Genomic DNA, 20687 nt, shown 5'->3' with positions numbered 1-20687 from the left:
TGTTTCCCTTAACCCAGCTTGATTCGTTGAGCATCGATGGCAACGGCTATATCAGCGAACAGATCCAGGGTTTCGCCCCGCACACTCCAGTCGCCGTCGACACGCTGGCGCAACGAACCGGCGTGCACGTCTTCGTGCCCTTGAACCTGACGGCGACTGTCACCGTATTGAGCGTCGTGCCGGGTCGCCTGTTGACTGAGGCGTTCGGCGTGCTCATTAAGCTCCTGCCAATGACTGTCGGAGCGCACGCCAGTAACGCTCAACCGATCAACACTGATATCGGTTTTGCTGAAGCACGCCGAACTGCTTTGGGCTTCTACCTTCAAGCTCGGCCCCGCATCCAGCGCCATACCATCACGCGCCTGAATATTCAGTGCGCCCTTAGGGAGGTTTAGATACAAATCACCGGGTACCCGCAGTTCACTGCTCTGCGCCTGACTGCGCTCCAGCACGCTGAGGATGTAGCCCTGATCGCCCGACAGGGAAATCAACACACAATCCCCCACTGCCGGTTGCAACAGGCAGCCCAAGGCAGGCTTCAACCAATAACGATGACCTTCGGCGCTGACCACACCAAAGCGCTCGCCATCGACCGCGTTGATTCGCGCATGGCGCACAGTGGCGGGCTGATCGAGAAACTGCAGAGCTTCATGCATTGGAAGAGCGCCTATACAGTGGGTTGCCAGCGTTGCGCCGCGAGGCGCTCGCTGTCTTCGGGACGAATGGATTCACGGTTAGCGTCGCGCCAGTCACAGCCTTCGAGTTCGGCCGCATGAAAGTCGGTGCCGGTAAGGTTGGCTGCAACGAATGAGGCTTGAGTCGCTTTTATCGCCTGACATTGGGCGTACTGCAGTGATGCACCGCTGAATAGGCTGCCCGTGACATCTGCCTTGTTGAGATTGGCGCGATCCAGGCAAGCACCTGTGAAGTCGGCCGATGGAAATAGCGCCTCGCTGAAAATTGCCTGGTTGAGCCGGGCACGGGCAAAGCTCATTCGATCGCCCTTGCAGCGATAGAACGAGGTGGACACTGTGTTTACGGCACTGAAATCAGCCCCCACAAATGTCGACTCATCGAAGGCGCATTGCTCAAGACGGGCTTGGCCGAAATCAGGGTTTTCGAAACGGCACTCGGTCATCCGCACTTGCTGCCACTGCACACCCAGAGCCTGCAAGCCGCGAAAAGTGCAGCCTTGCCATTGGCATTGCGATACGCCCACGTCACTCAATGCAAGATCATCGAACCCCGTATCGATAAAGCTCACACCGCGTAGAGTAGCGAGGCTGAAATCCACCGCGACACTATGAGCACGAAGCCAGCGGCCACCTTTCAGGCTAGCGCCGCTGAACTTTGCAAGGTCAAGTGTGCAATCGGTCAACATCACGCCATCGAACTGACAGTTGGAGAAATCCGCATAGCTCAACTGACATCCACGCCATTGACTAGAGCTCAAATTCGCCCCGGCAAACCATGCACCACGCGCGTCCACTCGCTCGAATCGCCCCTGCCCCAGATCGACGTTGCGGTAATCGCCACCAGCGAGAACGAGATCGCGCAAAGGCATGCCTTTAGCCAAAAGCGAGTGCAACGCGTCCGCTGGCAATGGGGTAACAAGGGCTATGGATTCAGTGGAGCTCATATTTTGTCCCCTATCAGAACGCCTTCGGTTCCCCCATGATTATCCCCAGTGCTGGAGACCCTCCCTCCTGAAGTCATGACACTGGCAGCGGTCTTGCCGGCTGAAGTAGCGGTCTTGCCGGCTGAAGTAACAGAAGAACTGACTGCGTGAGTAACATCCTTCAACCCCTTGGCAGCTGTAGCGGCACCTGGAACATCCCAATCCGATCCCGCATTAAAAATAGCTTGAGTGGTTGCCACCGTAGAAGCGGCGGCTCGGACACCGGCTGCGAAAATACCCGCTGCAGATTCTGAAAATCCTTCTTCGACTCGATTGATGATAGGGGTGCTAATAGTTTTGTCGGTAAGCTTGCTAAGCGCTCGCTTAGTCCTCGTTTCCATCAAATTAGCAACGTCTCTTACCAACTGGGCCGTATGAAGAACTTTCTTCATTACATCTTGGGCGGTATATACCAACTGCATCCCACCGGACGGCAGCTTAACCGGACTCGTCAGCGCAGCCGCGCTGGATTGCAAAAGAATATTTTCCAAACTCAGGGCTATATTATTGATGGCCGCCAGCGTATTGAGATTTTTTTGAACAAAACCACGCTTATCCGCATACAGAGCTTCGTAATCACTCTTGAACTTTGCAAATTGTGTCGGCACCGGAATCGGCATCGCAATTAAACCCAGTGTTCCGGTATTGGAATACGCCGACTCACAATGCACTTCGTTACTTATCAGAAAATCGGCAATTATATTTTTTAGAGTGCAGACGTCACCCTCCACCTGCAAGGAGTCCTTGACCAACAGGCAACCGCCTACCACCACATTACCGTCCAGGAGGATGGGCGCATTGTTTTTTGTTTTTATGACGAGGCCACTACTGTCCAGTGTAATGGTGTGATCATTGCCCGTTATCTTAAACGAGTTAATGCCTCGAACAGTGCCGATATCCGCCGTAACCCCGAACTGCGAGGCATCAATTGACGCAATAACCGTGTCAACGGCATAGCTCGTCGTTTTAACTAGGTGAGCAGTGGACTGTTCTTTCTTATGGTGATCGTAACGATAGCCACTCCCTTCATTAACGTCGGCCTTGGCCCCGCGCTTGTTGTAATTCAGGACAGTAGCATAATCGGTGTATTGATTTTTTTTACTGTCATCACCGCCGCCAACACTGACCGTACACTGGATATCAGCTCGGGTGATGTCAGCCGTATAAGAGCCTTTCGCTGCTGTAGGCGCTCCATCACCAACACCCCAGCTTACCCATCCACCAATTAATTGCTCTGCCGTTGGGGTAGGCAAGCCGGCGAAACCTTGAAAATCATCATCGCGGATGTGTTTATCCTCCTTGAGGAAATCGGTGGTATTGAAATCGGTACTGTGTCCAATACTTGAGCGGTAAACATCACCTACGTAGTGCGTATAGGTGTCAGAGGCCAATTCCATATGATCTTGTGTCGTCAAATGGGCACCGCTGATCGCTCCATCGCCCATCACCAGATTTGTCTTGCCCGCCGGAGACCCCAATGCCATTAAAGCACCGATTTTATTGTCATCCATGACCAGATAACTTCCGCCAGGACTGGAGAACCCACTTTGCGTTACATTGCTCTCATTGACCCGATTGAGGTTTTCCGAGTTGGGCACTGTACCGGTAATAATCGGCCGATCCGGGTCGCCATCCAGAAACGAGACCAATACCTCGGCGCCTTTGAGTAACGGGAAGTGCATGCCATGCCCGGCACCGCTGGACAAGGTGACCATGCGTAGCCACGCGGACCCCCGGGCAACCTCTTTTTGGCTGCGAACAAACGGGAAGATGACCTTATAACAACCATGCTCATTTAGTAGCGGTTTGCCGCTGGCATCGCCGTCGACAATTGCACTTAGTACACCCGTGATATTAGGTTTCGGCGTACTGCACGGAGTCCTATATTGCACATCCGCAGGCAAGGCGACAAAACGCGTACTGCATTGCAAAGTACTGTCCACCTCACTGTGTTCGAGGGAGGGTAGTGGCTGGCTACCCTCATGCTGGACCTCGATAACCAGATACTGGGTGTTGAGCACGGCTCGCGGATGGTCGCTCAACGCCATCAGATAGCCAGCCCGCAACCCCGTCGCACGGCCGCTGCCGTGGAACTCACGGCTTCTGCAACCCAACGCCTGAGCACGACGCGTGGCCAGCCATGCACCCTCTGTCGTTGAGCCGAAATGCTCTCCGTGCAGTCCATAGTCACCGAAGAACACGCTGGTGCGGGTCACCGCAGCGGCAGTCCTTTCGTCATTGACAGGCACACTCGCTTCAGTGATCGAGGCCGTGGCCTGTAATTTCAGTTGTGCATTGGTCGCAGAGAAATCCTTCAACACCACTTGACTGGCCTGGCTGATCATCCTGCGCCTGAACGTCCTGGCAACTGCCAGTGTAGTCTCGACCTGTACCCCACTGTTCAAGGGGCGATAACCAAGCCTGGTCAAAGCAGGTGTTTGCAATCTGCGGTCACTGCATAACACCAGGGCTTCCTGAGTCGGCCCTTGTTCGAAGTAGTAGTAGACACCGTAGTACTCCAGTAACCGCGAAAGAAAGTCGAAGCTGGTTTCTTCGAACTGACACGTAAAGCTGGCGTTCATAAAGTCCAGATCTTTTTTGAGAAGACGCAGATCAAAATCGAAATCGCCAACGTCACTTGAATACTGACCAGGTCCGGCGTTGACCAGCCCAACCTCTCTCAGTACATCCGTAACAATCTTACCCAGACTGCTGTCGAGCCAAATCTCGGAGAATCGAAACTGACGCAACAGCACCATTCTCGGCTCCAGAACCACGCGAAAGAAAAAATACTCTCCATTGTCATCAAGCTGCTCCACGTCAGTGACCACGCCGTGATAAACCTGCGGCAGGCCTTGGGCATCAGTAATGGCCAGGGTCGCGGGTTTACCGAGCATGGCCTCGTCATCCAGCGTTGAGTCGCGTGATACCAACCGCACCTCAAAGCGGTAAGGCCGGGAAAGTGCTTCCTCTCCTTTCCAATCGAATACTCGAATTCCGTCATTCGGAAATGCCGTACTGACGAAGCTGCACAGGGGTGTATCAATTGCTTGCATGGTTGGCTCCAGGGACAGCATCGACTCATAAGCCATCAGGCGTTCCTCAAGCAGAAAAGGAAATAATCAATCACAAGACAGGTCCTCAAGCACTCGGCAACGGGTTATCAGCGCTCCGTGAAAAAGAGCTCCCTTGCCCTTGACGCCTTCTGTGACGGTTCCATGCAGATTGCTGCCGCGAAGGTCGGTTTGGGCCAGATTGACCTTACGCAATCCAGCCTCCAGCAAATTCGCACCCGTCCAAATGGCGCGACTGAGATCAGTGGCCGTGAAGTCCGCATGGCGGGCATCCACGCGATAGCCATCGCTGTCGCTCAAATCGCAATCCAGGACCAACGCGTGTGACAGGCAGGCACCGCGCAAGCTGGCGCGATTCAGGAAAGCGTGTTGCAGGCTGGCGTTGCTGAGATTGGCACCGTCCAGACGTACAGACGGCAGGCGACAGCCCTGATCGAGTTGCCATTGCTGCAGCCGGGCGTTACTCAGATCAATATCGATGCCCTGACTCTCGGACCAGGAGGCACCTTGCAGATCAGCCCTGCTGAACGCCATACCATTGAGCTCACAGGCACGAAGCTGGGTCTTGCTCAGTTGTGCATCTGCCATATTTGCACCGTTCAGGTTACAGCGCTGCCAACGTCCACCCGCCCAGTTGACGCCTTGCAACCGGGCACCGATAAAACTGCACTCGACCCATTGCGTCCCCTGACCTTTGGCACCGGTAAAGTCAGCACCGTCGAGCGTGCATTGCTCAGCGTAAGTTGCATTGAAATCCGCACCGTGCGCCTGCACCCGGTCCATCGAGCAGCGCTCGAAAATAGCGCCGTCCAAACACGCATCAGTCAGGTTGGCATCGCTGATCTCGCAGTCGATAAAGTGGCTAAGGCTCAGGTCTGCACCTATAAAGGATGTACGCAAGAACTGGCACTTATGGAATTGGCAGTTCTTGAACACAGCGGCGCCAAATTCAAGTCCGGAAAAATCCAGCGACAGAAAGTACTCGCCATCGAGTACTTGTTTACTGTCATGACTGGCCTGCAACAATTCTCGAGTCCAGTCAGGAGCGATGCCGGCTGAAACCACTTGGGGTGAAACGATTTTCATCGCAACAATCAGCGACTCAAGTTCGCTGATTTGCACTGTTCTTTCCTGCGCCTCGGCAGTGCCTTCGGCGAGTGGGGCGTCGGTCAGCAAACCGCCGAATCGTATCAATGGATCATGGGCTTTGGCCTCGGCCAGCAAATCCTGTGCAGACATGCCCAGGTCACTGGCCATTTGCTCGAGCTGTTGCTGCAAGGTCGCCTCAAGCTCCACGACCATGGCCTCCAGATCCGCCTCTCCTAGCAAAGTATCGAGTTGCGCCTGCACCATAGTCGGATCGGGTGGCATCACCGAAGCTTGAAGCTCGGCACGCAAGGCTTGTGGGTCCCGGTCCAGCAATCGGGCGACATCCTCTACATGTTGCTGAATGGCAGCCTCACTTTCAGCAAGCATGATTTCAATCTGTTCCGGCCCCGCAAGCATTTCGACTTGCGCCCGGTAAGCCTCAGCATCGGCGGGTGTCTGGATGCCCCCCAGTGACCGTAGAGCTGACGGCACAGATTCCTCCTGCCCATCCGAAAAAAGTTGATGCGCGGAGTTGAGCGTGGCCTGCAGCTTAGGCATTAAAGACGTCAGGCTGCGCTCCATCGCTTGCGCCGTTTGCAGGTTCCTCATTGGATCCGCGACGCCCGTCAATTCCATGGACAAGGCCAGGTTCTTTTCATGCTCAGCGATGAACGAAGCAACATCCGCCTCAAAATCGGCACTCAACCGGGACAGTTTTTCTTCCTGCTCATCTGCCAGGGCTGCGTCGCCCGGCTGCACTTGCTCATCGCCTTGAGGACCGGAACGCTGCGGCCAGAGCTCGGCAAGCCACTCATCTCGGCTCTTACCCGGGTCCGTTGCACGTTCGCAACGCAAAGCCACTGCAGCAAGATCGTCACCATCAATGTCCCGCACTGGGATCTGCGTTCGATAGACCAGCAGCACCCGCTCGACATCCGGGAACAACCATACGGTGTCCAGCTCAAGTTTTGCCTCTTCTATCGCTCGCTCGGCCGCCGATGCCGGCTTCGCTTGCGAATCGGCTGAAGTGCGCTCGACGAACAGCCGTGGGCGAAAACCGGGCAAACGCCCGGTGATCTCCAACTGCGCAGGATGCATACCGGCAACGGACCAGGCCTCATTCCCTGCCCAATAGCCAGGCTGAGCCTGATCCTGGGCGACTTCGTCAAACCAGCGTGGGTCTGTGTCCAGCGGAGCAAAAGGCGCACGCTGACGTGTCCAGGCATCATCGCAGGTACCGAAAAAAGCCCGGCGCTCCCGAGACTGAGGCAACAGCGGCAGCAAGCTGGCTAGATGCGCAGTTTCACCCGGCGCACGCAAGGGCATGTGCGGGCTTTCGACCTGGGGCAAGGCAAGGCCTTCGGCGGCGTCCGGATTAGTCGTGTAGCCGATCCCTTGAGGGTTATCCGGGCTGTCGGCACCTCCATAGGCATGCTGCAAGTCCAGCGGAACGACTGTCAGCGCACCACCGACAACGGGACTCCAACCCAGCAAACCTTTACGCCACTGGCGGGGAGGCTGCACGTGCAGGGTCTTGCTCAGCGAACCTACGTTGACCCGCACCGCCATGCCTGCCTGTTGCGCTGTATTCAAAGGATAGGCGCTGCCGTGAACGGCAAAGGTGCCATGGCTTTTTTTCAAGCCACGATCGAACGGCTGTTTGGCGAAGCGCTCGGCCAGCCATGGCTGTGCCTGATCAGCCGTGACAATAGTTTGATCAGCTTCGTACAACAGCCCCACAGTCACCACCATGCTGGGACTATGTTCCAGACGATCCCGAGCGACCAATAACAGGCTGGCATCACCGTAATCAAGGCGCATGACGACGAGCCTCCCTAAGGTTCGACACAGTCACTGCAGGGTCCACAGTTGGCTGCACACAAGGCTGTCGGGACGTTAGATAGTTCATGGCTTAGACCAACTCTTCCAGCGGTTCAGCGGCCAGATCCGAAGACCCGCTTTCGTTGACCACAACGCTGCTGATCACCCACTCCCCGCCACCATCCACCGCCACATGCAACCCGGCCAGCGGACGTTGATCGGCAATCGCCCCTAGCAACACGTCTGACAAACGCGGCGACAGGCTTTTGCGCAGAATGAAGTCGATGTTGCGCGCCCCGCTCTCCACTTCTGTGCAGCGTGCGGCGATGGCGTCGGCGACCTCCTCCGAAAACGTCAGGCGTACTTTCGACGAGGCCAGCAGGCGCTCGCTGAGCCGGCCCAGCTTGAGGCGCACGATGCCTGCCAGTTGCTCGCTGCCCAACGTGAAGAACGGCACGATGGTCATGCGCGCCAACAACGCAGGTTTGAAATGGCGGGACAGGGTCGGACGGATTTTTTCCGCCAGGGTGTCTGGATCGGGACGACCGTCGACGCACAGGTTCTGGATTTCTTCGGTGGCCAGGTTGCTGGTCAGCAGCACCACCGTGTTGGAGAAGTCGATCTGCCGACCTTCACCGTCGGACAGGCTGCCCTTGTCGAAGACCTGATAGAAAATGTTTACCACGTCCAGGTGGGCTTTCTCCACTTCATCGAGCAGCACCACCGAATACGGGCGCTTGCGCACCGCCTCGGTCAACATGCCGCCTTCGCCGAAACCGACATAACCGGCAGGCGAGCCCACCAGACGGCTGACGGTGTGCTTCTCTTGGTACTCGCTCATGTTTACCGAGATCATCGCCTGCTCGCCGCCGAACAAGTGTTCGGCCACGGCCAAGGCGGTTTCGGTCTTGCCGACACCCGATGGACCGACCAGTAGGAACACACCCAACGGCTGTTGTGGATCGCGCAGGCCGGATTGCGCGGCCTTGAGGATTTCCGCGATTTGCTCGACTGCCGTGTCCTGACCGCGAATGCGCGTCTTGATGTTATCGGCCAAGGCCAGCACACCACCTGCAGCGTCGCGCAGCACTTTGCCCAGCGGCACGCCGGTCCAGTCGGAGACGACCTTGGCAATCGCATCCGGATTGACTTCGGTGAACAGCAGCGGCTCGTCACCTTGCAGCGCAGCCAGCGCCTCGCGGGCCTGATCCAGCTCGGCTTGGCGTTTGTCCAGCGATGCCAGTACCTGAGCAACTTCGCCCTCAGCCGGTGTCGGTAGATCCTCTTCTTTCAGCGTCAGTTGCTTGCGGGCTTCAAGGACGCGTACTGCGGCATCACGCTCGGCCAGCCAGCGGGCTTCCAGCACAGCACGACTGTCGTCAATGTCAGCCTGCTCGTCGGCGATATCTGCCAAACGCTGGTCTTCCACAGGAAAACCGTTAGCGCGGTCGCGCTCCAGTGCGCTCAGCTCGCGAGCCAGACCGGACAACTGCCGCTCCATCCGCTCCAACTCCGCAGGCTTGATGCCCAGGCCGATCCGTACCCGGGCACTGGCGGTGTCGAGCAAGTCCACGGCCTTGTCCGGCAGCAAGCGCCCGGTGATGTAGCGATCCGACAATTCGGCGGCGGCAACGATAGCGTCATCACGCACGCTAACACCGTGGACTTTTTCGTAATGACCCTTGAGACCACGCAAGATCAGCACAGCGGTTTTGACACTTGGCTCGTCCAGTTTGACCAGTTGGAAGCGGCGAGCCAGCGCCGGGTCTTTCTCGAAGTACTTCTTGTATTCCGACCAAGTCGTGGCGGCGATGGTCCGCAGCTCTCCGCGGGCCAGAGCAGGTTTGAGCAGGTTGGCCGCATCGGAGCCACCTGCCGCGCCGCCAGCACCGATCAGCATGTGTGCTTCGTCGATGAACAGGATCACCGGCGTGGTAGATGCCTTAATCTCTTCGATGACGCCACGCAGGCGGTTTTCGAACTCGCCCTTGACGCTGGCGCCCGCCTCCAGCGCACCCAGATCGAGGCTCAGCAGGCGGGTGTTTTTAAGAAAGTCCGGTACTTCGCTCTGGCTGATCAATAACGCCAGGCCTTCCACCACGGCGGACTTGCCCACACCGGGTTCGCCCACGGCGATGGGGTTGTTTTTACGGCGTCGAGCGAGGATGTCGATCATCTGACGAATCTCATCATCGCGGCCGAAAATCGGGTCGATGCGCCCCGCCGCTGCCTTGGCGGTAAGGTCTTCGCAAAAGCGACCGATATTGTCTTCAGCGGCGGGCGCGATACCGCCCGCACTGGCGACCGAAGAAGACCCCAGGCCGGTTTGCAGGCTGTCCAGCGGACCTTCGCTGGATCCGCCCAGCAGGTGGGCGAACTCGGCGGTCAGCGCATCCCTGGAGATTGGCTTGAGCATTTCGCCGTAACGGGTGCCCGCGGTGTAGTAACCCAGGCGGGAAACCAGTGCCAACAACAGCGAGCCGCCTCGGATGCGACCGGTACCGAGTACCAGTGAGGCGATCAGCCAGGCTTCCTGAATCCATTCGGTGAGCAGGCTGGCGAACACAGGACGGCCCGGATTACCGTTCTTCAGTTGCGCCAGACCGTCGTCCAGTTGCGCTCGCAGGAGCAGGGGATCGATATCGAAGCGAGTGAGGATGCGCGTCACGTCGCCGTTGGGGTCTTCCAGCAACTGGCGCAACCAATGCTCCAGAGAAATCTCGTAATGAGTGCGAGCCAAGGTGACACCGGCAGCGTTCTCCAGGGCCTTGGTGCTATAAACGTTAAGCCGTGCGAACAGTGGTTTAAGTTCTACCTGAATCATCTATCGAGCCCTCTCTTCGAGCATTGGTCCGTGTTCGGCCGTAAGCATGAATACAACGTCGTCCTGTGTGTCACCGTCGCCGAGCCAGGTATCGAGGCCCAGCCGCTGCCAGCCGCCCCCCAGCGAAGCGCATTGCTGCTCATCTGCCGCAAGGCGCATGACCAATCGGCTGCGTAGCGGCGTCTGCAGGTACAACGCCACCAACCGTTCGAGCTTTTGATAGAGCGCTTGCCCTGGCAACAACCCGTGAAAACGCTCGGCACTCAGTGAATCCAGGCGGATATCCAGCGTGCCACTGCGGTCCATGACCTCTCGACCGAGCAGGCTGTTTTCGCCTAACACACCGCACTGCATTCCCAGGTAAGTGCGCGCTGGACGGTCGATCCGCAGACGTGTCTCGACACAGGGCACCACTTCCACCGGCACATCATTGAGCACCGCCTTGACCAACTGCTGCAGACCAAGGGCCGAGCGCGGGTGCTGGTTGAATAAACCGGCATAACGCAGCAAATCGACGGATTGATCCCTTTGCTCGGGACGCGCATCCGCAATGCCGATCAATGCCTGTAGCTGGCGCAGGCTCTTGACGTCCCGTCGCTCGGTAATATCGATCCAGATCCGGTGCTTTTCCCAGGCCCGAAACAGCAGTGGGTAGAGCGCGGCATGCAGGATGTCGAGAAAGTCTCGCCCCGCTGAATGGCCCAGCAGTTGCTCGTCGATCAGGTCTTCGGTGTAAAACGTCGGCAACGGCGAAGTGACGCCGTACAGACCAAAAAAGTTGGCCTCGATCCGATAGCGGCCGTCTTCACCTTGCTCGATCCGCTCGATATCCCGTTGGGGAAATCCAAGCCCTAGCCGTGGCCGGACCCGCACGTTCTCGACGAAGTCTTTTTCGTTCGGGAAACGTAATCGCAACAGGCGCAAGGCCTGAAAAAAACCATAATCGCCGCCGTCATCGAGCAGCGGATCGATCACAGCAGGCGTTGGTGCCCGATCTTCGCTGGCCATTTCAAGGTCTCATGGTTGACGCTGTCGAACAGCGTGAAAGCGGTAAAGCTGTTAATAGCTGTACAGCCGGCGAAAAATTCATCGAGCACGCAACCGAACATGTAGAAATTGCCGGGACTCAGGAAATGGTCACCCCGACACTCGACCCGGACCGCGCTGCCTTCGATCGGCAGCCCGCGAATGAAACGTCGCTCATGGGTGACCGTGACGTTTTCGATGGCATCGATTCGCCGCTCGTTGGCGTCCTGGGCGCCTTCGCCGACGCTGGGCAGGTAGAGCGACAGCAAACCTCGCAGGTAGTCGCGATCAGCCAGGCGAAAGTGATTGGCATTGAGCTGCGAGAGCATGCGCCACAGCAGTTTGTCGTCGAACTTTGGAGGCTGGCACGGAGTAATACCGCGAATGCTCTTGAATTCGACCCTGGGTGGCGTGTTGTCGGTGGGCTGATTCAAATCACCCAGACGCAGGCTTTCCGGCAACTTGCCATTGGTGCACAACAAGCCGATGGACAGCGTCATCTCGCCAGGCACTTTGCCTTCGCGGTAGGGCAGGCTCAAATAATGGTCATAGCCGTGAGCGTCGATAGTCGACTGTCGGATTCGCAAGTTGTAGGTGTCGCGCTGCGAGAACGTATTGAACGGCTCCAACTGCCGCTCGCCCCCTGCGGCAGAGTAAGCACTGACCTTGAGGACCGAATGAATTCGCATGCTCATGCGCTGGCCATGATCGGCGGGCTGGATGCGGTAGTCGACTTGCTTGTGGTCGATGCGCAACGGGTGCGCTTCCTGAGCGAACAGGTTGATCGCCGGGGTGACCCCCATCATGAAACTGTTGGCGGACAGATTTGGCGCCCAGTCCGGCAAGTTCTCGAACATCAGACGCACACTGAATCGACCATTCTTGCCCCTGACACGCCACTGTTTGAAGCCGGAAAGCTCGACAAAAAGAAACTTCTCGGGCAGCGCGAAGTACTCCTGCAGGCAGCGATAAGCAGGGTGAGCGGTGTCGGGAAAAGGCAGCAAAGTATTGCTCGCATCGAACCCCAGGCCACGCAAATGCCTGGCTGGCAGCAACGTCATGGGCTGCCCTTGCGCACAGATACGGATCTCACGCAGGTTGAGCTGCAGCAGACGTAGCAACTTGCAGCCATCCACCAGGCCATCGCCTAGATAGAAGCGCAGGCTGTCAGCTTGCCAATCATCTGGATCTGCGGTGGTAAAAGAAAAATCCAGGACCAGACTGCGTTCTTCACCCGCACCGCCATCCCAGCGTGTACCGATCAGTTGCAGCGGTTCGAGGTCTACCGCCGCAGTGCTGCGAAAGCGCACCCGCTGCCCATCGACAGGTACCGAGGCGACTTCGCACCCGGCATCGATACGCGTGGCTTGTTGCAACGCCCCGCGAGGCTGGAATTGAAGCAGTGTCAGGCAAGGCAATGGCTGCAGATAATGTGGGTACAGCAGCTGCGCCAACTCTTGGATGAACTCGGGAAACTCGTCATCCAGCCGTTGGCGAACCATCCCGGTGAGAAATGCCACGCCTTCGAGCAAGCGCTCGACATCGGGGTCATTTGCCGAGTCCACACCCAGCAGCGGTGCCAGGGCCGGGTTGCTACGGGCAAACTCATCGGCCAGGCGGCGCAGGTGGTTGAGTTCACTTTGATAATGGCTGTTGAGCATGACTTAGTGCATCGCCAGGGAAACGCGGCCGTCTGAAGACACGCGCGTTGCCAGATGGATGGGAATGTCCCGGTCATCGATGGCCACCAGGCCTTCAAGACTAAAGCTCAGCGACAGCACTTCCTGAGCGCCTTCAGCGACCAGAATGCGCGGGGACTTCAACCGAGGCTCATAGCGGGCGATCATGCGAGTCATGTTCTCAATTATTTGCGTGGTCTCGCCGGTCGCAAACGAACCGGCCAGATTGGTGAAATCGGGTACGCCAAAATCGGCGTCGATTGGCACGCTGCCGCGCCGGGTATTCAAGATGCGTTGCAGGTGCTGAACGATTGACTGCGTAAGCACTTCCGCCTGGGTCAGGTGTGTGCGGCCGGACTCGACCTGCAAGCCTGTGATGCGTTCCAGCAATCGTTTTTCTCTCAACGCCGTGTACCTTCTGAAATTGAAAGAACACCGCCCTGAATCAGGGCGGTGAAGAATGACTCAAGCGTTGCTTACGCTTTTGGCGCCAACCATGAGTCTTCGGCTTCGATGCCGTCCGGCACCCAGGTCCAGACAATTTTTTCGTAGGTGATGCCAATGTCTTCCATATGACCCATTTGCTTGAACTCAGGGCTCAATACGTTTGGCACCCAGGTACGGGCCGAAACAAGCACCGCGTTGCTCAGGGTGATGGTGTAGTACTTTTCTTCAGTGCCTTTGGGCGAGATGCGATAGAACTCAAGCACAACGGACTTGAGTTGTTCACCGGAGGTCAAGGCTTGCAGCAACTTTGGCGAAGCCTTATCGATCTCCTTGGTCAGGGTCATGCCTTGGTGAACACGCTTGCCTGCTGGCAAGCCGGTCTGCGGGTTCTTGGGAATATCGATCAGGTGTTCAACGGCTTGTACGAGGATCATCCCTACGTGGCCGGTAACACTGCTTGAACCTTCGATCTTGCCTTGGTTCTGTCCTTCGATACTCAGGTAGCATGGCATTGGCATAACGTGTACTCCGGGTTTAATCAGTTAGTTTTCAGGCACCGATCAGAACGTGTAGCCCTGTGTCGTTGCGTTGAATCCATCTTATGGAACCCCCGAGGCGATGACCCTCGGGTGAACACCTGAACGAACGACATTTAAGTTATTCGTTCGCTCTGCCAAATCAGCTCTTGTCGAGCTTGCCAACCAGCGACAGCGTGAAAGAAGCGCCCATGTACTTGAAGTGCGGGCGAACCTTCAAACCTACGCGGTACCAGCCTGGATCGCCGTCAACGTCACTGACGGTAATGTCGGCCTGACGCAATGGACGGCGGCTGCGCACACCGGCTGCCGGGTTATCCATGTCGGCCACGTACTGGCGAATCCAGGTGTTGAGTTCAGACTCCAGGTCGCCACGCTCTTTCCATGTGCCGATGTTTTCGCGCTGAATGACCTTGATGTAGTGCGCCAGGCGACTGACCACAAAGATGTATGGCAGCTGGGTGCCGAGCTTGTAGTTGAGTTCTGCTTCCTTACCCTCTTTGTCGTTGCCGAAATACTTGGGCTTCTGGCACGAGTTGGCGGAAAAGAACGCCGCGTTATCCGTGTTCTTGCGCATGGTCAGCGCGATGAAACCTTGCTCGGCCAGCTCGAACTCGCGGCGCTCGGAGATAAGCACTTCAGTCGGAATCTTGGTCTGGGTTTCACCCATGGCTTCGTAGTTGTAGATCGGCAAGTCGCCGACCGTACCCCCGCCCTGCGGACCGATCACGTTGGCGCACCAACGGTACTGGGCAAAGCTGTCAGACAAGCGGCTGGCAAACGCAAACGCGGCGTTGCCCCACAGGAAATCCTTGTTACCGCCGCTTACGCTTTCGTTGTAGCGGAAGGTCTTGGCCGGAACAGTGTCCTCGCCGTAAGGCGTGCGCAGCAAAAAGTGCGGCAAGGTCAGACCGACAAAACGGGCATCATCGCTTTCGCGGAACGCGTTCCACTTGGTGAACTGCGGGCCTTCAAAGACCGCTTGCAGATCCTTCAGATTGGGCAAATCCGCAAAGCTGTCGATGCCAAAGAACTGTGGGCCAGCCGAGGCAATGAAAGGCGTGTGGGACATGGCCGAAATGGAGGCAACCGATTGCAGGAGCTTCATGTCCTGCGCGCCGGGATTGAACTCGTAGTTACCAATGATGGAGCCGAACGGCTGACCACCGAACTGGCCAAACTCAGCGGTGTACACCGCCTTATACAGACCCGAGCGGGTGATTTCAGGAGCGTCTTCGAAATCTTCGAGCAACTTTTCCTTGGAGACGCTGAGAATCTCCAGCTTGTTGTTCTCACGGAAATCCGTACGGTCGACCAGGAACTTCAGCGAGCGCCATGAAGACTCAAGCTTCTGAAACTTTTCGTTGTGAATGATGGCATCGACCTGACGGCAAAGCTTGGCGTCCAGTGTGGCAATCATGTCGTCGATCAGACCGGCGCTGACTTTCTCGGTCTGCCTTGCAGGTTCGAGCAACTCGGTGACGAAAGCTTCGAGCCCCTGACGGGTAACGGCATAGGCTTCATCGCCCGGTTTGACACGGGCGGCTTCTACCAGTTGATCCAGCAACGAAACAGACTCGACCGCTTGACCAGTGCTGCTCGCGGCCTGACTTTTTTCTTCACTCATGGGTTATTCCTTGTCCTTTACGCCGAGTTCCGAGAGCAGGCGCTCGCGGGCACCGTCATCGTTCATCAGAGCCTGAAGTTGCTTGCGAAATTCCGGCAGGTTGCCCATTGGGCCTTTGAGCGCCTTGAGCGAGTCACGCAGGGCAATCAGCTGCTGCAGCTCAGGAACCTGGGCAACGATGGCATCGGGTTCGAAGTCGCGAATAGACTGGAAGGTCAGCGACACAGGAATCTGCTCGTCTTCCGGCGCGTTCTCCGCCAGACGATTGGGCACCGCCAACTGCAGGCTCAGATTTTGCCCCTTGAGCACATCGGTGAAGTTGTCTTTGTCGACGCGGATCGGCTTGAGGTCTTCAACTGGCGTGTCGTCTTCACGCAAGGTGAAGTCACCGATGACCAGTTGCTTCAGAGGCAGCTCGACCTGCTCTTGGGCGCCACCGGTGTCGGAGCTGTAAACAATGTTGACGCGTTCTTTAGGCGCGACTGAACCTTCACTAGCCATTTAATCTCACTCCTGTTTAGCGGGCTCGCTCAACGCAGCCGTTATAAAACCCATGGCATTGATATATGTGTGTGTCTGTCAGGTATTGCGTATTGCTGAACTCAATTTGCCTGTGGACTGGCCAGACGCCAGAAAGCGGGCAAATCCATGGCGGCCAACTGCTGCGCCCATGCCGTTTTTGAACCGCCATCCTCATGAACCAAAGCCAGTTCCAATAAAGGCCGAACCAGATCCGGCTCCCAACGATCCAACCCCTGCTCCGTTGCTTCTTGCAGCAATACATCCAGGGCCACTCGCAACTGGGCGCGGGGCTCGAAACGGTGCAGCAATTCGCATTGCGCACGGCGCAAACGGAACCGGTCGCGACCACTGCCTGCCTCGCGCAGGCTCGCTTGCAGGCTGGCCAGCGCATCGCTCAGGCGTCCGTCAGCGGCTTCTCGCCCTGCATCATCAATCAGCGTTTGCACAGCATCCCCGGCCCCAGCGCTGACCACCGGGGCCAACCCTTCGAGCCAGCTACGCGTTGCGCCATCGGCGAACGGCTGGCCGTCGGCGAAAGTGAGTTCGACCAGCGACGGCAGGCGTGCCAGAAAATGGCGAGTCTCCAGAGAAAGGCTCGCAAGCCCGGCCAAGGAGCCTGAGCCGAGTCGTGAAAGCGCTGCATGGCTGGCTCGATTAAGGTCCAGCCAAAATGGATACGTGTTCAGCCGGCCTTCGCAAAACCGCACAATGTCCAGCGGCTCGCCAGCGCTCTGCAAACGGCTGAAGCTTTGGAGTTCGGCTTCCGAAGGTGGCGGAAGACGCGTGGTATTGCCTTGCGCAGGGGGAGCTTGCTGCAGGGTAGTCCAGGCCAACTGTCGGTTCAGGCGAAACAACAATGGCAACGTCGGACGAGAGTCGAGACAAAACGCAACCAGCGGCGATAACGACGCAAACGCACCGTTTACTGCATTCTCAATCGCCTCATCGCTTTCAAAGCTGTCCAATACATGGACCGGAGCAAGCATTGGCGGTGCCTTGCCGGGTACCGAGGGGGACTGCGAAACCGGTACTGCTGCTGCGACAGACTCGACAGGCTGAACCGGCTCAGGCGCAGCAAATGCTGGCTCGGCACTGGCCTGCACGGGCAGTTGTGACAAGCGTCGACGCAACGCAAAGAAACTCGGACCGTCAGCGTCCTTGTCGCGCCAAAAACTATCGATGGCGTCCCAGTCTTCGAGCAAGACAGCCAACTGATCGCCAGGCACCGGTTCGAAACTTTCTTCGACCTTCGCCGTGAGCCATTCGAGCATCCATTCGGCCTGGTTACGCCGAGCACGCAATCGAGCTGGTGGTGGCGTCAACGTGTCCCAGTACTGCTCGATCATTTCGCGCAATACGTGAACCCCGGTCGCAAGGCCAGATATACCGTTGAGCGTGGTCCAGGCGCACAACAACCAGACCGCGGCATTGAAATCCTTGCCTTCCTCGCGAAGAACTTTTGCGCAGGTGCCAGCCACTTTCTGCCAGTCCACTCCGGATTCGGCATAAATATTGGTCAGCTTTTCAACTTCAATTTGCGCTAGCGAAAAGGCAGCGCCTTCTCGAGGATTGGCGCCAGCCGGACTGGCCACGCTGATCGCAAACGAACCCAACTCCTGATCGAGACAACTCATCCGTCATTCCTGCTACATCGATATGCCGCTTAATACACCGTCATGCCCGCAAAAAGATTTTGCTGTCGATGCTCCGATCATTACTGTACTTAAGGCGTAATTTCCAATGACTCGTTAATCAACTAAATTTCAACCCACTCGACCCAGCACCCCATTAAGAGCGTGCTATGGCCGTCGACTAAACCCTGGACAAGAATGCGCTGACACCACCGCTGACAACATCAGGTGAACACCTGAATTGATCTGCACCGAGCCTTTAACAAAAGACGCCACTGCTGAGCAAAAAAAGATTTTCACCCTTATTTAGTGCAAAAAGCACCTGACAACCCCATATAAGAGGATCACGTTTTAAAACGTGAACCTGTTGGAAATCTATCAGTTTTTTTTTGTACGACTTGACCGTGCGTTGCAGTTTTTGAACTATTTTAAGCCTCCGCGGTATCCCCTATGCCGTATAAGCAGCGCTGGGTTCTTGTAGCGAAAGCGAAAAAATCTTCATTACGCTGAAAAAAGCAGATACGCACAGGGCCGTACAGCGATAATGGCTGCCTGCATGAAACGTCGGCCTACATTCAGTGGACGCCATTGCGGTCCGGTTATCGATGTCAACCTTGATCTAATGGTCAGCAGTGAAGTTATGAACAGTCCCGCGCCAACTCAATCGCCTCAACCCCCATTGGGTGCCAGCCAGGCTCCCGATCGCTTCGATGTAAGCACGGAGCCAGTCCCCAATCAGTTTTTGGCCTGGCGCCGTCGAGTCGGGCACATCATTGACGTATTGCCCTCATCCAAGGCAGTCGAATCACCTTTTTACGGCTCTATCGACCGTTATACGTTAGGAGCTCGACTGTTCACCGATTGCTCGAGCGACGCCTTGCTGCTTGATCGCTCGGTCGCACGCATCTCGACGGACAGCGTCCGGGATTACGTTTTTCAAGTGTTCACCGAGGGCGGCATTGATTCCATTCAGGGCAGGGGTATTGAAAGCCGCAACCCCGCGCAGGCCAGTATCGTCGCCATGGACATGAACCAACCGATAAGAATGCACCGAAGTCATTGTCGGGTACTGGCATTCTTTGTACCGCGATCGATAGTAGACGCCGCGCTACCACACGCAGAGTCGATCCACGGTCGCGTCTTCGCCAACACGACCCCGCTTACCCAACTGATGATCGAGCATGTCGCGGCACTCTCGAAAAGTCTGCCAAACATGAGTCCGAATCAAGCAACGACAGCGTTCGATACCAGCATTCAGTTAATGCTCGGCGCATTTGCCAAACAGGCCAAACTGGGGGGTAACGTCCGGGCGGCGGCGCGTAGCGCAATGTTCGACAAAGCCAGACGCTATGTGCAAAACAACCTGTATCAACCCTGGTTGACACCGGAGAGCGTTCTGGCGGCGGTACAATTGCAGCGCCATACGCTGTATCGGCTTTTCCAGCATGAGGGCGGATTGGGCCGCTACATCCGTAATTGCCGACTGCGTGAAGCCGCAGACGAGTTGGTGCGATATCCCGATCGGCAGGTTATTGAAATCGCTTACAGCCTGGGTTTCAAAAGCGCCTCGGACTTTACCCGCTCGTTCAGCCGCAGTTATGGCATGTCCCCGCAGGACCATCGCATCAAGGCTGCACAGCGAAAGTGTGAGCCTACCAACGAGTTCGCTTGCTGATTTCAGGGGCCTTGTTTACAGAAAATCCGAGAGACAAAACTCCAGTATTTATGGCCGTGTGGGGCTGGCACCGACATTGCGCGCCAATCAATTGATGCCAGTGGTCACCGATGCGCTGAACAAATGCCGACAAAGAGCCTGGCGATGGTCGACCCCACACGGAACAATTTCGAGGGCCGCTCGGTAGCGGTCGGTCTGCCCACCCGGCAGTGACAAAGGTCAAGGATGCAATCGCCGAACTGTTTTGAGAGCTGACCGTCGGGGACTTACTTGAAGGCCGCCATCAACCGATTCACTTCGCTACGCACCATGTTGGCGTATTCGGGCGGGGACATGACGTCGAGCTCCGAACGAACCCATTCGGCCCATTTACCTTTGCGCTTGGCTTTTTCACCCACCAGCCGGGCAGCATCGCTCTTGGCCTTGCCCAGGTTGCTCTGCCAGAGATCGAACAGTCTGGATTTTTCATCTTCAAGCGCTGAGCGCTCAGCAACGGGCCGGTTGGCCAGGTTGAAACTCATGAGGGTCACCTGTGGCTAAAATCGACTGTATCTTACACTGCCGTAGGAGGTTTCTTACCCGGTAATGTTTGCCGACTTAGCCGATGAAAGCAAAAAAGACTGCAACTTTTCCGCTCGACGGAGACTCCATTGCTCACTCTCGTTGTCAATTGAAAGGAAGACATCATGGCTCGTAAAACCCCTGTCCAAAACGCTGCCGAGCAAATCAAGGATCAGGCATTCAGTGAGTTGCAGGCGCTGATCGAGGAATCGGACAAGTTGCTCAGAGACAGCGCTGCGCTGGTGGGCGACGATGCTGAAACCTTGCGTGCGCAACTGAGCCTGAAGCTTAAACAGGCCCTGAATTCGGTCTCCAACGTGCGTGAACGCACCCAACCCGTGGTCGACGCCACCGAACACTATATTGGTGGTCACCCATGGCAAACCGTCGCCCTCTCCGCGGGACTGGGCCTGGTCGTGGGCTTGCTGCTGGGGCGCCGCTCGTAAGCATTGAATAAAAAAGCGGTTCGGTGCGCGTGGCAGGGTATTTCGTTCAAT

At 56.8% G+C, this 20687-nt stretch carries 15 protein-coding genes and 1 pseudogene; 3 read left to right on the top strand and 13 right to left on the bottom strand.

Translation table 11 applies throughout. The features are described from left to right. Positions 1-8 precede the first annotated feature (8 nt). The 12 genes from AC1ME2_RS25540 to tssA form a co-directional block, all read right to left on the bottom strand. On the bottom strand, positions 9-656 hold the full coding sequence (locus AC1ME2_RS25540) for a DUF3540 domain-containing protein (RefSeq protein ID WP_480437895.1): 648 nt from the start codon (positions 654-656) through the stop codon (positions 9-11). Positions 657-667: 11 nt separating this feature from the next. Beyond that, positions 668-1639, bottom strand: coding sequence for a pentapeptide repeat-containing protein (locus AC1ME2_RS25535; RefSeq protein ID WP_480437892.1), 972 nt, complete (start codon positions 1637-1639; stop codon positions 668-670). Continuing rightward, complete coding sequence (locus AC1ME2_RS25530) at positions 1636-4734, bottom strand: type VI secretion system Vgr family protein (RefSeq protein ID WP_480437889.1); 3099 nt, start codon at positions 4732-4734, stop codon at positions 1636-1638. The genes AC1ME2_RS25535 and AC1ME2_RS25530 overlap by 4 nt, the downstream gene beginning before the upstream one ends. Before the next feature lie 66 nt (positions 4735-4800). Next, positions 4801-7662 (bottom strand): DUF2169 family type VI secretion system accessory protein, encoded by a 2862-nt coding sequence (locus tag AC1ME2_RS25525; protein WP_480437886.1) that lies wholly within the window; start codon positions 7660-7662, stop codon positions 4801-4803. Between the two features lie 91 nt (positions 7663-7753). Beyond that, complete coding sequence (tssH, locus tag AC1ME2_RS25520) at positions 7754-10486, bottom strand: type VI secretion system ATPase TssH (RefSeq protein ID WP_480437883.1); 2733 nt, start codon at positions 10484-10486, stop codon at positions 7754-7756. Then, positions 10487-11494: a type VI secretion system baseplate subunit TssG gene (gene tssG / locus AC1ME2_RS25515; protein WP_480437880.1), complete on the bottom strand. Its 1008-nt coding sequence runs from the start codon at positions 11492-11494 to the stop codon at positions 10487-10489. After that, on the bottom strand, positions 11458-13173 hold the full coding sequence (gene tssF, locus AC1ME2_RS25510) for a type VI secretion system baseplate subunit TssF (RefSeq protein WP_480437878.1): 1716 nt from the start codon (positions 13171-13173) through the stop codon (positions 11458-11460). The genes tssG and tssF overlap by 37 nt, the downstream gene beginning before the upstream one ends. A 3-nt stretch (positions 13174-13176) precedes the next feature. Beyond that, positions 13177-13596, bottom strand: coding sequence for a type VI secretion system baseplate subunit TssE (gene tssE, locus AC1ME2_RS25505; protein WP_480437875.1), 420 nt, complete (start codon positions 13594-13596; stop codon positions 13177-13179). A gap of 71 nt (positions 13597-13667) precedes the next feature. Then, positions 13668-14156, bottom strand: a complete 489-nt coding sequence (locus AC1ME2_RS25500) for an Hcp family type VI secretion system effector (protein WP_480437873.1) — start codon at positions 14154-14156, stop codon at positions 13668-13670. A gap of 160 nt (positions 14157-14316) precedes the next feature. Next, a complete protein-coding gene (gene tssC, locus AC1ME2_RS25495; protein WP_480437869.1) occupies positions 14317-15801 on the bottom strand; it encodes a type VI secretion system contractile sheath large subunit in 1485 nt (494 codons plus the stop codon). Between the two features lie 3 nt (positions 15802-15804). After that, positions 15805-16302, bottom strand: a complete 498-nt coding sequence (tssB, locus tag AC1ME2_RS25490; protein ID WP_219060056.1) for a type VI secretion system contractile sheath small subunit — start codon at positions 16300-16302, stop codon at positions 15805-15807. A gap of 101 nt (positions 16303-16403) precedes the next feature. Then, positions 16404-17957 carry a type VI secretion system protein TssA gene (gene tssA, locus AC1ME2_RS25485; protein ID WP_480437867.1) on the bottom strand — a complete coding sequence of 518 codons (1554 nt, stop codon included), beginning with the start codon at positions 17955-17957 and terminating at the stop codon, positions 16404-16406. A gap of 553 nt (positions 17958-18510) precedes the next feature. Between tssA and AC1ME2_RS25480 the strand changes: the two genes are divergently transcribed. Then, positions 18511-19629, top strand: coding sequence for a helix-turn-helix domain-containing protein (locus AC1ME2_RS25480; protein ID WP_480437865.1), 1119 nt, complete (start codon positions 18511-18513; stop codon positions 19627-19629). A gap of 61 nt (positions 19630-19690) precedes the next feature. Next, a pseudogene (locus AC1ME2_RS25475) lies at positions 19691-19827 on the top strand (LysR family transcriptional regulator); the annotation flags it as partial. A gap of 68 nt (positions 19828-19895) precedes the next feature. Here the strand turns inward: AC1ME2_RS25475 and AC1ME2_RS25470 are convergent. Then, on the bottom strand, positions 19896-20150 hold the full coding sequence (locus tag AC1ME2_RS25470) for a hypothetical protein (RefSeq protein WP_480437863.1): 255 nt from the start codon (positions 20148-20150) through the stop codon (positions 19896-19898). 165 nt (positions 20151-20315) lie between these two features. On the opposite strand from AC1ME2_RS25470, the gene AC1ME2_RS25465 reads away from it, so the two are divergent. Continuing rightward, entirely contained in the window at positions 20316-20636 is a 321-nt protein-coding gene (locus AC1ME2_RS25465) for an ElaB/YgaM/YqjD family protein (protein WP_480437861.1), read from the top strand. Positions 20637-20687: the final 51 nt, after the last annotated feature.

It is taken from the genome of Pseudomonas sp. ASL9, from assembly GCF_056680335.1.
The sequence above is the reverse complement of the archived record's forward strand: the minus strand, read 5'-3'. Positions and strand labels throughout refer to the sequence as shown.

Excerpts from the sequence above, each read along its gene's own strand:
- AC1ME2_RS25540 (WP_480437895.1), bottom strand. The coding sequence starts at position 656 with ATGCATGAAGCTCTGCAGTTTCTCGATCAGCCCGCCACTGTGCGCCAT.
- AC1ME2_RS25535 (WP_480437892.1), bottom strand. The coding sequence starts at position 1,639 with ATGAGCTCCACTGAATCCATAGCCCTTGTTACCCCATTGCCAGCGGAC.
- AC1ME2_RS25530 (WP_480437889.1), bottom strand. The coding sequence starts at position 4,734 with ATGCAAGCAATTGATACACCCCTGTGCAGCTTCGTCAGTACGGCATTT.
- AC1ME2_RS25525 (WP_480437886.1), bottom strand. The coding sequence starts at position 7,662 with ATGCGCCTTGATTACGGTGATGCCAGCCTGTTATTGGTCGCTCGGGAT.
- tssH (WP_480437883.1), bottom strand. The coding sequence starts at position 10,486 with ATGATTCAGGTAGAACTTAAACCACTGTTCGCACGGCTTAACGTTTAT.
- tssG (WP_480437880.1), bottom strand. The coding sequence starts at position 11,494 with ATGGCCAGCGAAGATCGGGCACCAACGCCTGCTGTGATCGATCCGCTG.
- tssF (WP_480437878.1), bottom strand. The coding sequence starts at position 13,173 with ATGCTCAACAGCCATTATCAAAGTGAACTCAACCACCTGCGCCGCCTG.
- AC1ME2_RS25500 (WP_480437873.1), bottom strand. The coding sequence starts at position 14,156 with ATGCCAATGCCATGCTACCTGAGTATCGAAGGACAGAACCAAGGCAAG.
- tssC (WP_480437869.1), bottom strand. The coding sequence starts at position 15,801 with ATGAGTGAAGAAAAAAGTCAGGCCGCGAGCAGCACTGGTCAAGCGGTC.
- tssB (WP_219060056.1), bottom strand. The coding sequence starts at position 16,302 with ATGGCTAGTGAAGGTTCAGTCGCGCCTAAAGAACGCGTCAACATTGTT.
- tssA (WP_480437867.1), bottom strand. The coding sequence starts at position 17,957 with ATGAGTTGTCTCGATCAGGAGTTGGGTTCGTTTGCGATCAGCGTGGCC.
- AC1ME2_RS25480 (WP_480437865.1), top strand. The coding sequence starts at position 18,511 with ATGAAACGTCGGCCTACATTCAGTGGACGCCATTGCGGTCCGGTTATC.
- AC1ME2_RS25470 (WP_480437863.1), bottom strand. The coding sequence starts at position 20,150 with ATGAGTTTCAACCTGGCCAACCGGCCCGTTGCTGAGCGCTCAGCGCTT.
- AC1ME2_RS25465 (WP_480437861.1), top strand. The coding sequence starts at position 20,316 with ATGGCTCGTAAAACCCCTGTCCAAAACGCTGCCGAGCAAATCAAGGAT.